The organism is Arthrobacter sp. AB6, assembly GCF_031844545.1.
GTDB lineage: Bacteria > Actinomycetota > Actinomycetes > Actinomycetales > Micrococcaceae > Arthrobacter.
Genome location: NZ_JAUZVL010000032.1, coordinates 25,397 through 36,062 on the forward strand (window position 1 = coordinate 25,397; position 10,666 = coordinate 36,062).

The 10,666-nt window shown below is 65.4% G+C and carries 13 protein-coding genes and 1 pseudogene; 11 read left to right on the forward strand and 3 right to left on the reverse strand.

Going from position 1 to position 10,666, the window contains the following annotated elements:
- Positions 1–200: 200 nt before the first annotated feature.
- From Q9R30_RS18345 to Q9R30_RS18365, 5 genes are read left to right on the forward strand one after another with little or no spacing between them, the layout of a single operon-like run.
- Entirely contained in the window at positions 201–1,292 is a 1,092-nt protein-coding gene (locus Q9R30_RS18345; RefSeq protein ID WP_311218485.1) for an iron-siderophore ABC transporter substrate-binding protein, read from the forward strand.
- A 25-nt stretch (positions 1,293–1,317) separates the two neighbouring features.
- Positions 1,318–2,406 (forward strand): iron chelate uptake ABC transporter family permease subunit, encoded by a 1,089-nt coding sequence (locus tag Q9R30_RS18350; RefSeq protein ID WP_311218486.1) that lies wholly within the window; start codon positions 1,318–1,320, stop codon positions 2,404–2,406.
- A gap of 2 nt (positions 2,407–2,408) precedes the next feature.
- Positions 2,409–3,515: an iron chelate uptake ABC transporter family permease subunit gene (locus tag Q9R30_RS18355; protein WP_311218487.1), complete on the forward strand. Its 1,107-nt coding sequence runs from the start codon at positions 2,409–2,411 to the stop codon at positions 3,513–3,515.
- Between the two features lies 1 nt (position 3,516).
- Entirely contained in the window at positions 3,517–4,332 is an 816-nt protein-coding gene (locus Q9R30_RS18360) for an ABC transporter ATP-binding protein (protein WP_104999382.1), read from the forward strand.
- The gene (locus tag Q9R30_RS18365) at positions 4,329–5,384 is read left to right on the forward strand and encodes a siderophore-interacting protein (protein WP_311218488.1); all 1,056 of its coding nucleotides are present in this window, start codon (positions 4,329–4,331) and stop codon (positions 5,382–5,384) included. Before Q9R30_RS18360 ends, Q9R30_RS18365 begins: the two co-directional genes overlap by 4 nt.
- A 22-nt stretch (positions 5,385–5,406) precedes the next feature.
- Here the strand turns inward: Q9R30_RS18365 and Q9R30_RS18370 are convergent, their stop codons facing one another.
- Positions 5,407–6,363: a glycoside hydrolase family 16 protein gene (locus Q9R30_RS18370; protein WP_311218489.1), complete on the reverse strand. Its 957-nt coding sequence runs from the start codon at positions 6,361–6,363 to the stop codon at positions 5,407–5,409.
- Between the two features lie 340 nt (positions 6,364–6,703).
- Here Q9R30_RS18370 and Q9R30_RS18375 point away from each other — a divergent pair, with 340 nt between their 5' ends.
- Positions 6,704–7,549: an SGNH/GDSL hydrolase family protein gene (locus Q9R30_RS18375; protein WP_311218490.1), complete on the forward strand. Its 846-nt coding sequence runs from the start codon at positions 6,704–6,706 to the stop codon at positions 7,547–7,549.
- A gap of 41 nt (positions 7,550–7,590) precedes the next feature.
- On the opposite strand, the gene Q9R30_RS18380 is transcribed toward Q9R30_RS18375, so the two are convergent.
- Positions 7,591–7,878 (reverse strand): YciI family protein, encoded by a 288-nt coding sequence (locus Q9R30_RS18380; RefSeq protein ID WP_157240408.1) that lies wholly within the window; start codon positions 7,876–7,878, stop codon positions 7,591–7,593.
- A gap of 70 nt (positions 7,879–7,948) precedes the next feature.
- Between Q9R30_RS18380 and Q9R30_RS18385 the strand changes: the two genes are divergently transcribed.
- The 5 genes and pseudogenes from Q9R30_RS18385 to rpsN all read left to right on the forward strand — a co-directional run bounded on the left by Q9R30_RS18385 (position 7,949) and on the right by rpsN (position 10,206).
- A complete protein-coding gene (locus Q9R30_RS18385) occupies positions 7,949–8,428 on the forward strand; it encodes a MarR family winged helix-turn-helix transcriptional regulator (protein WP_104999378.1) in 480 nt (159 codons plus the stop codon).
- A gap of 52 nt (positions 8,429–8,480) precedes the next feature.
- Positions 8,481–9,241 (forward strand): annotated as a pseudogene (locus tag Q9R30_RS18390) (SGNH/GDSL hydrolase family protein).
- Between the two features lie 253 nt (positions 9,242–9,494).
- Entirely contained in the window at positions 9,495–9,731 is a 237-nt protein-coding gene (gene rpmB / locus Q9R30_RS18395) for a 50S ribosomal protein L28 (protein ID WP_013602738.1), read from the forward strand.
- Positions 9,731–9,898 (forward strand): 50S ribosomal protein L33, encoded by a 168-nt coding sequence (gene rpmG / locus Q9R30_RS18400; protein ID WP_013602737.1) that lies wholly within the window; start codon positions 9,731–9,733, stop codon positions 9,896–9,898. The genes rpmB and rpmG overlap by 1 nt, the downstream gene beginning before the upstream one ends.
- Before the next feature lie 2 nt (positions 9,899–9,900).
- Positions 9,901–10,206, forward strand: coding sequence for a 30S ribosomal protein S14 (gene rpsN, locus Q9R30_RS18405; RefSeq protein WP_009358853.1), 306 nt, complete (start codon positions 9,901–9,903; stop codon positions 10,204–10,206).
- A 254-nt stretch (positions 10,207–10,460) separates the two neighbouring features.
- Here rpsN and Q9R30_RS18410 read toward each other — a convergent pair.
- The coding region (locus Q9R30_RS18410; protein WP_311218491.1) for a hypothetical protein at positions 10,461–10,666 on the reverse strand (206 nt) is incomplete at its 5' end.

Below are 10,666 nucleotides of genomic sequence, written 5' to 3' on the forward strand. Positions count from 1 at the left end.
CTCTCTCACTTAATGTGCCTTTTCCCCAGACCCTCCATCACCCGGTGATAGAGGGTTTGGGTTTTTCCTGCATTAAGTGAGAGAGCGTCGGCGGGGTGTGTGCTTCGTCACGATGGGGAATAAGTTACAGAAACCTTGCGTAATGGCCCCGAGGCTAGGTTAGCCTTACTTAAGTTCGCTTCATTCACTTAAGGAGTTCTGTGACTTCCCCCCTCTTCTCCGGACCCGGCACCACCCGCCGCACGCTGTTCAAATCAGCCGGCAAGGCAACGGCCGTCCTGGCCGCAGCGGCACTTACCCTCTCCGCCTGTTCAACAGGCCCCGCGTCCTCCGCCTCGGACGCCAGCGCATCCAGCGCCAGCAGCGCGCAGTTCCCCGTCACCATCGAGCACGTGTACGGCAAGACCACCATCGAGAAGCAGCCCACCCGGGTAGCCACCGTTTCCTGGGTCAATGACGATGTGGCCATTGCCCTGGGTGTTGTCCCGGTGGGCGTTCCCAAGAACGAATGGGGCGGCAACGAGCAGGGCTCCACGCCCTGGAAGGACGCAGCCCTGGAGGACCTCGGCGCAGGCTTCGGCTCGGACAAGGCCCCGGTCCAGTACTCCGAGGCGGACGGCATCAACTTCACCGAGATCGCCAAGCTCACCCCGGACGTCATCCTGGCCGCGTACTCCGGCCTCACCGAGGAGGACTACAAGAAACTGAGCGAGATCGCCCCGGTTGTGGCCCATCCGGAAATCGCGTACGGAACCTCCTGGCAGGACTCCACCTCCATCATCGGCAAGGCACTCGGCAAGGACGCCGAGGCAACCAGGCTGATTTCCGACACCGAGGCCGCCATCAAGGACAAGGTTGCCGAGTACCCGCAGCTCGCCGGCAAGAGCTTCATCTACGGCAACCTCGAGCCGGCCAAGGGCGACGGCGTCAACGTCTACACCGCCATGGACAACCGCCCCCGCTTCCTCAACGAGATCGGCATGAAGCTGGCCCCGATCGTGGAGGAGAAGTCCAAGGGTTCCAAGGAGTTCTTCCTCCCCTGGTCGGCTGAAAAAGCCAATGAGCTCGAATCGGACATCTTCGTGACCTGGGTGCCGGATGCAGCCACCACTGATTCCATCAAGTCAGACCCCCTGCTGAGCCAGATCCCTGCCATCAAGAACGGCGCCCTGGTTGCCGATTCGGACAACACCCTGACGCTGTCCATCTCCGCTTCCTCCCCGCTGAGCCTGCCGTGGTCGCTGGATACGTTCCTGCCCCAGCTGGCCACCGCAGCGGATGCCGTGAAGTAAGCACCGCTCAGGTAGGAACAGATAAATGACCGACAGTACGACGACGGCGGCGCGCCGTGAGCCCGGTCCCGGCACTTTGGTGCCGGATCCGGCACCTGGCGGCACCCGCGGCCGCGCATTCGCAGGGCAGCGCGCCGCCTGGCTGCTGGCCGCCGTCGTCGTACTTGCCCTGCTTGCCGGGGCCTCCCTGGCCATTGGCGCGCGGGGCCTTCCCCTGGCCACCGTTTGGCAGGCGCTCACCGCGCTCGACCCCGCCAACGGTGACCATGCCGTGGTCCACGCCCGTATTCCCCGCACGGTCCTTGGCCTGGTGGCCGGCGGTGCGCTGGGCCTTGCAGGTGCAGCCATGCAGGGCGTGGCCCGCAACCCGCTGGCTGACCCCGGCATCATGGGCGTCAACGCCGGTGCCGCCCTCGCCGTGGTGACCGGAATCTACGTCTTCGGCATCGGCTCCCTCTCCGGCTACATCTGGTTCGCCTTCGTGGGGGCCGCTGGTGCCGCCGTGGTGGTGTACCTCATTGCCTCGCTTGGCAGGGACGGGGCCACCCCGGTGAAGCTCGCCCTGGCGGGCGCCGCACTGAATGCGGGCCTCTACTCCCTGATGAACGTCATCCTGGTCTCCAGCCAGGACACTTTGGACCGGTTCCGCTTCTGGCAGGTGGGCGGCATCGCCGGGCGCGACTGGTCCGTGGTGCTCTCCGGACTTCCATTCCTTGCCGCGGGAGCACTCATTGTGCTGCTGACCGGCCGTGTCCTCAACAGCCTGGCCCTCGGCGACGACATTGCCCGCGGCCTCGGCCAGCGCGTGGGACTGGCAAGGGCCGTCACTGCCCTGGGAATCGTGCTGTTGTGCGGTTCCGCCACTGCCCTTGCCGGGCCCATCGCCTTCGTGGGCCTGGTCATCCCGCATGCGGTCCGCTTCCTCACCGGCCCCGACTACCGCTGGATCCTGCCATTCTCCCTGGTCCTCGCACCGGCGCTGCTGCTGGGGGCCGACATCATCGGCCGCGTGGTCCTCCTTCCCGGCGAAGTCCCGGCCGGCATCATGACCGCCCTCGTCGGAGCACCGGTCTTCGTCTGGCTGATCCGCCGCGGCAAGGGGGCCGGACTGTGAGCATGACCAAAACCCCCGTCGACCTGTCAGGCACGGCTCCCACAACCGGCTTTAAGGGACCACAACTGACAGGGCAACGCCGGGGACGGCTGCGGGTGAACCGGACCGCCGTCCTCGCCGCCGCCGTCGTAATCCTCTTCGCAGTGTCCGTGCTGCTGGGCAGCTACACCGTGACCATCCCGGACTTCTTCAAAATCCTCATCGGGCACCTGACAGGCGGGGAAAAGATCCCCGGTGCCAGCTTCATCGTGATGGAAAACAAGCTGCCGCGTGCCGTCATCGGCACCATGATCGGTGTGGCGTTCGGCCTGGCCGGAGCCCTGTTCCAGACGATGCTCCGCAACCCGCTGGCCAGCCCGGACGTGATCGGCATCAGCTACGGCGCCAGTGCCGCCGCCGTGACCGCCATCGTCATCTTCGGCGCGTCCGGCGCGGCCGTCTCCGGGGCAGCGCTTGCCGGCGCGCTCGGTGTCGCGGCGCTGATCTACGCCATCTCCAGCGGCGCCATGGGCGGAACCGGCCGGGGCGATGCTGCCGGCAACCGGCTCATCCTGGCGGGAGTGGGCATCGCCGCCGCGCTGCATGCCGTGGTGAGCTTCCTTATGACCCGCGCCGACATCCGCACCGCAGCGGATGCCCTCGTCTGGCTCAACGGCTCCTTGAACTCCGCCAGCTGGGACCGGGCAGGGGTGTTGGCCCTTGCCCTCACCGTCCTTATTCCCGCCGTTGCAGCCATCGCCGGCCCGCTGCGCATCCTGGAGCTTGGCCCGGATGCCGCCGCGGGCCTCGGCGTCCGCGTCGGTGCCACGCGCCTGGCGCTGGTCATCATCGCCGTCTCGCTCGCGGCCGTGGCGACGGCGGCAGCCGGCCCTGTCTCGTTCGTCGCCTTCCTGGCCGGGCCCATTGCCCGGCGCCTTACCGGCAAGGCCAGCCTCCCGGCGTCGGCCCTGGTGGGTGCCCTCATTGTCCTTGCGGCGGACTACCTGGCCGCCAACCTTGCACCCCTGCTGCTGGGCGGCACCGTCCTGCCGGTGGGCGTCATCACCGGTGCGCTCGGTGCCCCGTTCCTGCTGTGGCTCCTGGTCACGGCCAACCGAAAGGAAGCCTGACGTGGCAGTTCTCAACGCCAAGGACCTGACGCTGAAATATGACCAGCGCTGCGTGGTGGACGGGCTCAACGCCGAAATCCCGGAAGGCAAGGTGACCATGATCGTGGGTGCCAACGCCTGCGGGAAGTCCACCCTCCTCCGCGGGCTGTCCCGGCTCCTCAAACCTGCGGCCGGCACCGTCGCCCTGGACGGCAAGGACATCCACTCGCTGCCCGCCCGCCAACTGGCCCGTACCCTGGGCCTCCTCCCGCAGCACCCCACAGCCCCGGACGGCATCACCGTGAGGGACCTGGTGGGCCGCGGACGCTATCCGCACCAGGGCTTCTTCCGGAGCTGGAGCCCGCAGGACGAAGCTGCAGTGCAGCGCGCACTGGAAGCCACCGAGACGCTTGCCCTCGCCGGGCGGAACGTGGACGAACTCTCCGGCGGACAGCGGCAGCGGGTATGGATTGCCATGGCCCTTGCGCAGGAAACCGACGTGCTCCTCCTGGACGAACCCACCACCTACCTGGACCTCGCGCACCAGGTGGAGGTCCTGGACCTCGTGACGGACCTGAACCGGCGGCGCGGCACCACCGTTGCCATCGTCCTGCATGACCTGAACCTGGCCGCCCGGTACGCGGACAACGTCATCGCCATGAAGGGCGGAGCCGTGGTGGCAGTCGGGTCACCCTCCGAGGTGGTCACGGAGGGCCTGGTCCGCAATGTCTTTGGCCTCGAGTCCCGCGTTATCCCCGATCCCATTACCGGAACACCCCTGGTCATTCCCATCGGCCGCCACCGCGTCCCCGCCAACGAACTGGAGCTCGTTTCATGAAAACCCGGGAAACTGCCGCCGCAAAGACGATGAACACCGAGCCCATGACCCTGGCGTTCGAAGTCACTGTGACATCGGTCCAGGAATTGAGCCCCAACTTCCGCAGGATCACGTTCGGCGGGTACTCCCTGCGGGACTTCGGCGTCCACGGCGAAACGCTGGACCTCCGGATCAAGCTCATGATCCCGTCCCTCGCGGCGGACGGCAGCCCGCTGCCCCTCCCGGTGTTCGAAATGAGCCAGGCCAGCTGGTACCGGGAATGGCTCGCCATGGATCCCGCCGTTCGGGGCTCGATGCGGACCTACACCGTCCGGCAGTCGCGCCTTGACGCTGTCTACCCGGAGATCGACGTCGACTTCGTGATGCACTTTGACCACTTTGGCAACGGCGGGCCGGCCGCCAACTGGGCCCTCAACGCCAAGCCGGGCGACGCCATCACCATCATCGGGCCAAACAACAGGGCCGCGCACTGCGTCACCGCCGAGACCTACTCAGGAATCGAATGGCGCCCCGGACTGGCGCAGCGCATCCTGCTGGCCGGCGACGAGACATCGGTCCCGGCCATCTCTGCCGTCCTGGAAAGCCTGCCGGAATATATGAGCGGGCACGCCTTCCTGGAAGTCCCCGAAGCCGGCGACTTCCTCGAACTGACCTCACCCGCCGACGTCGAAATCACCTGGCTCGCACGGGGCGCCTCGATCGGACGGTCCAGGCCGCACGGGGAACTGCTCCAGGACGCGGTGCGGAAAGCAGTCCCCGTGCCCGGCTGGGTTGGCATCAAAGCGGCCGACGGCGGTGCGGGCCCCGAGCCAGAGGACGTCAACGTGGACGTGGACATCCTCTGGGAGACCCCCGCGCGGATGGAAACAGCCGGGATCGCGGCCACCAAGAACCCCGGCATGCCAGCCGGCGCCATGCCCTTCTACGCCTGGATCGCCGGGGAAGCCGCCGTCATCAAGGACATGCGCCGCTACCTGGTCCGGGACGTCGGAATCGACCGGAAACAGGTCGCGTTCATGGGCTACTGGCGCCAGGGCAAGGCCGAGCTGTAGCCTCAGCCGGAAAAGGGCTGCCTTACTTGTAGACGCGGACCCAATCGACCTGCATCTGCGATGGCTTGGTGGCGGAGCCGTCCGGGAACCAATCCAGCTGCACTGTCTGCTTCATTACGGTAGAGGGCTGGTGCGCCGGGTTCGTGTCCGTGAAGGTCTTTACTCCGTCGACGTATCCGCTGATGCCGTCCGGGGTCCACTCCACCGCGTAGTTGTGCCACTGCGTGCCATCGACAGGCGTCGCCGCTGTGGTCTGGAAATCCGCTCCACCACAGGCGTAGTGCAGGAAGAACCTCATCACCGAGGTGACTGAGCTGCCCTCGGCATAATCGATCTCGGCGCAGTTCGGGGCACTGTTGTTATTGAGGATCAGGACCGGGTGGTATTTCGGGTCCCGCGCATTGGTTTTCATGCGCGTTTCCCAACGGCCGTACCTTTGTTCCGCGAACTTTGCCGACATGCCTCCAGTGGTGCCGGCTGCGTCTCCGCTAACGGTGGCTACGCCGTTGGCAACGGACCAGGCCTGGGGGCTGCGCAGGCCTTTGCCTGCATGCCCTGCACTGTTATAGACACTCCATTTCGTCCGGTCCGGTGCGCCGGTGTAGGAGAATTCGTCGCCCGTCAGGACCGGGCCCCAACCGAAGGCGGTAGCTGCCTGCGCACCGTCACCCGTCGTCGCGAGAGCTTGGCTGGCCGGCTGGGCCGCCGCAGGAGCGGCCGCAGGCGCGGGTGCCGCGGGAGGCGCCGGCGCAGAGGTGACCGGTGTCGCCTCGGTTGTCCCCTCCGCAGCTGGAGTCTGGCTGCTCGAAGCCGTGGCCGCGGGAGATAATGTGGCTGTGTCAGTGGGGCCTGGAGTGGCGGGCGCGGACGCGCCGTCGGCCGAAGATGGGTCAGCCGCCCCGTTGGTCGTAGGGGCCGGGCCGCATCCGGTCAGGGACAAAGCGCCCATGGTCATGACGATGGCTATTTTCTTGAACAAGATACCTCCGGGCATAGGGCAGGAAGAAACGGCTGATGCACTTGAGACGTTGACGAGTGCGGAAAGCATCTTTGGGCCCCCTTGGCGGGGCCAGAGCTAGCAGGCGCCGAAGGGGCGCAGCGGGGTCCAGTGATCGGGCGCCCGGGGCCCTGCGTTGGGGCCAGCCGCCCACGTTACCTGATCGTGACCATCGGCCGCAAAAATGCGACAAGGGCCAAGTAGCCGCTGATCGGGCCGATCTGGCCCCGATTCGCGGACTCTGCGGGCAGCTGTCGCCCTTCTGCGCATTCTGTTGCTGTCCGTTTACCTTGGCGTCTCTTTGGGCGGCTACTTTCGTCGGATGGGTGCTAATCCTTTGCTTCCGGAGCTGGAGGGCCGGCGGGTATTCGTTGCTTTGGGCGATTCGTTTACCGAGGGCGTCGGGGACCGGGATGAGCGGCTGCCCAACGGGGTCCGGGGCTGGGCGGACCGGGTTGCGGAGAAACTGGCCAAGGCCCAGCCGGGTTGGCGGTACGCGAACCTGGCCATCCGGAGCAAACGCCTCCGGCAGATCATCAACGAGCAGCTGGGACCGGCACTGGCGATGCGGCCCGCCCTGGTGACGCTGTACGCGGGCGGCAATGACATCCTGGACCTGAAGACGGACATGGTGGCCCTCATGGCCGACTATGAAAACCTCGTGGCACAGCTGGCGGAGACCGGAGCCACCCTGGTGCTCTTTACCGGGTTCGACGTCAAGGTCTCAGCATTGTTGGAACCGCTGAAGAAGCGCAACACCTTCTACAACCAGCGGGTTCGGGCGATTGCGGCAAAATATGGCGCAGTCCTGGTGGATTACTGGTCCCTCGATGCCTTCCATGACCGGCGGATGTGGGACTCGGACCGGCTCCACATGTCCAAGGCCGGGCACAAATACCTGGCAGGGCAGGTGCTGGACCGGCTGGGCGTGCCCCACAAGATCACGCCCAAGGACTGGGAACCGCCCTTACGGCCCAGCCTGCGGGAGTGGGAGCGGCAGCAGCGGCGCTGGGTCCACGACTGGGTACTGCCGCTCTTCGGCCGCAAACTTCGCGGCGTCACCCTGGGGGACGAGCTCACCCCGCGGTGGCCGGAACCGGTGAAGGTGCCGCGGAAAGGCGGGCTGAAGAAGCTGGCGGCGAAGTCCTACTTCAGTGAAGCCAACTAGCGTCCCCGGCCTGAGCCTTAGGCCTCAGCTGTCCGGCAGATTTAGCTGTCCAGGAGGATTTCGTAGCCCGGCGCCACCCTTGCGGCGTGGAACTCCATGACTTCGAAGTCCGCAACGCCGTTCGTGTAGAACGGGTCCTGCTTCAGGCAGGCATCGAGGGTGGCGCGGTCCGCCTGGGAGAGCAGCAGGCCGCCGGTCCGCGGCACCTTGCGGCCTGCGGCAATAAAGACTCCGTCATCAAAGGCCTTCTGCAGCCAGGAAATGTGGCCCTCATTGTGGAAGTCCACGATGTCCTGCGGAACCCGGTAACTCAGGGAGACAACATACATGGCCCCAGCCTACCGGCCGCCACAGGACCTACTTGAAGGATCAACCAGGCCGCTCTCGTAGAATGAGGGAATGACCGAACCGCGCTGGCTCAACGCCGACGAACGCCGAGCCTGGCTGGCCCTGGTGAGCATCAATACCCTCCTGCCCGCGGCCTTGGACACCAAGCTCCACACAGCGGGAAAGCTCTCGCTTTTCGACTACACCGTCCTGGCCATGCTCTCCGAGGCGGAAGGCAGGTTCCTGCCCATGAGCGAACTTGCTGCCCGCAGCAGTGCGTCGTTGTCCCGGCTCTCGCACGTGGTGACCAAGCTGCAGAAGCGCGGCTGGGTGGAGCGGCGGCCGCATCCCCATGATGCCCGGGTCACCACCGCCCACCTCACCGACGAGGGGATGGCAACCATCGTGGGCCTTGCACCGGGGCATGTGGAGGACGTCCGTGACCTGTTCCTTGATGCCCTCACCGAGCAGGACGTCCTTGACTTGGCCCGGATCGGCGAAAAGGTAGTGGGCCGGCTGGATGCGGACCACTGGATCCTGCGGGAAAACTAGGGTGCCGCGCCCGCGGTTGGTTGCTTCCAACAACTGATGGCAAACTATCCGAATGGATTTCACAACCCGGTTCGTTGCCCTTGGCGACTCCTTCACGGAGGGTGTGGGCGACGACGATTCCACCCGTCCCAACGGCGTCGCGGCTGGGCGGACCGCGTGGCCGAACAGCTGGGAGACGCTGACCCCGCGTTCGGCTATGCCAACCTCGCCATCCGCGGGAGGAAGCTCCGCCACATCCTGGCTGAGCAGGTGGACGCCGCCGTCGAACTTAAACCCACCCTGGTGAGCATCTACGCGGGGGCCAACGACATCCTGCGCCCCAGGATCGACATCGATGACCTTTTGGTGGAGTACGACGACGCCATCGCCAAGTTGCGTGCCACCGGTGCCACCGTGGTGATGTTCACGGGATTCGACGCGCGTGGATCGAAGGTGTTCAGCACCATGCGTGGGCGCACGGCCATCTACAACGAACTGGTCCGCGGCATCGCCGGCGACCACGGCGCGCTGCTGGTGGACTACTGGCGCTTCAGCGAGTACTACGACTGGGGCATGTGGGCGCAGGACCGGATGCACATGTCCGCTGCCGGGCACGCCAACATGGCCAAACGGGTGCTGGACGTCCTGGAGCACGACCACTCCATCGACATCCCGCCCATGACGCCCGTCCCCGAACTCAGCGGGCTGGACGCCCTCCGGGCCAACGCCCGGTGGTTCCGCGAGTACGCCGGGCCTTGGGTAGTCCGCCGGGTCACCGGCAAGTCGTCCGGGGACGGCCTTAAGCCGAGGTACCCACAGCTCACGCACCTCTAACCCCGGGCCTGCTTATACACCCTCCAGCGCCGGATTGGTCTTTAATTGCGCGAACTCGTAGACTTGGTAGGCGCTAAGTGCGCGGAGCGTGCGCAATTGCTCCGGTTGCCCGGTAATTTCTCCAGGGTGGCCGGTAGTTAGGGGCTCAAGTTGCGTGACTAACCGTTGCCCTTCTTCATTTTTGGGTCGCCCTTAGCAGCATGGTCCAGCAGCAGATATGCGGATCATTACTTTCAATTCTTGAGGAGAAGTCATGGCAGCACACTGCCAAGTGACCGGAGCCGAGCCGGGCTTTGGGCACAGCATTTCGCACTCGCACCGCCGCAACAAGCGCCGGTTCGATCCGAACATTCAGAAGAAGCGCTACTGGGTTCCGTCCCTGCGCCGTAACGTCACGCTGCAGGTCTCTGCACGTGGCATCAAGACCATCGACGTACGCGGCATCGACGTAGTCGTCGCCCAGATCCTGGCTCGTGGGGTGAAGCTCTAGTGGCTAAGGACAAGGACGTACGTCCGATCATCAAGCTCAAGTCGACCGCGGGCACGGGTTACACCTACGTAACCCGCAAGAACCGTCGTAACGATCCGGACCGCATGGTCCTGAAGAAGTACGACCCCAAGATCCGCCAGCACGTCGAATTCCGAGAGGAGCGCTAAACATGGCTAAGAAGTCCAAGATTGCTCGCAACGAGCAGCGCAAGGTCATCGTGGAGCGTTACGCTGCAAAGCGCCTCGAGCTGAAGAAGACCCTGGTTGACGAAAACGCAACCGACGAAGCACGCGAAGCGGCCCGCTTGGGCCTGCAGAAGCTGCCCCGCAACGCGTCCCCGATCCGTCTGCGTAACCGCGACATCATCGACGGCCGCCCCCGCGGAACCTTCCAGAAGTTCGGCATCTCCCGTGTCCGCTTCCGCGACATGGCCCACAAGGGCGAACTTCCGGGCATCACCAAGTCTTCCTGGTAATCCAGCACTGCTGATACCAGCTGCTTGAAAAGGGCCGGCAACCTCACGGTTGCCGGCCCTTTTGCTGTCTAAGGATTCTCCGGTTGGCGTCCTTCGATCCGGCGGCCAGGCACTGTGCTGCAGCACACAGGAACGAAGTACGACGCCGGATGGGTTTCCATGGGGGCCGATGGGCCGTCCAGCCGCGGAAACACGGGGTTCAGGGCGCCTTGCCAGGGTGATTTGCGGAGGTGCCCGGGGAGGTGTATTGTTTTCTAAGTCGCCGCGAGGGAGACAGCGAAGAGCTGGTTACCGCGGGCGGCCAAAACCCCAAAATCAAGACCAAATTCTGGCAGGGCTTTCGAGCGCTCCTGAAGAGGTGGGGACGACTTCCCGCCGATGAGAATCCTGAAACACGGATTTGCATCGGAGCGGAGAGCCGGGTAAGTTTGAAAAGTTGCTCCGGAGCGATCCACGGTGG

Coding starts and splice junctions, on each gene's coding strand:
- Q9R30_RS18350 (WP_311218486.1), top strand. CDS start 1,318: ATGACCGACAGTACGACGACGGCGGCGCGCCGTGAGCCCGGTCCCGGC.
- Q9R30_RS18355 (WP_311218487.1), top strand. CDS start 2,409: ATGACCAAAACCCCCGTCGACCTGTCAGGCACGGCTCCCACAACCGGC.
- Q9R30_RS18365 (WP_311218488.1), top strand. CDS start 4,329: ATGAAAACCCGGGAAACTGCCGCCGCAAAGACGATGAACACCGAGCCC.
- Q9R30_RS18375 (WP_311218490.1), top strand. CDS start 6,704: ATGGGTGCTAATCCTTTGCTTCCGGAGCTGGAGGGCCGGCGGGTATTC.
- Q9R30_RS18380 (WP_157240408.1), bottom strand. CDS start 7,878: ATGTATGTTGTCTCCCTGAGTTACCGGGTTCCGCAGGACATCGTGGAC.
- Q9R30_RS18385 (WP_104999378.1), top strand. CDS start 7,949: ATGACCGAACCGCGCTGGCTCAACGCCGACGAACGCCGAGCCTGGCTG.
- rpmB (WP_013602738.1), top strand. CDS start 9,495: ATGGCAGCACACTGCCAAGTGACCGGAGCCGAGCCGGGCTTTGGGCAC.
- rpsN (WP_009358853.1), top strand. CDS start 9,901: ATGGCTAAGAAGTCCAAGATTGCTCGCAACGAGCAGCGCAAGGTCATC.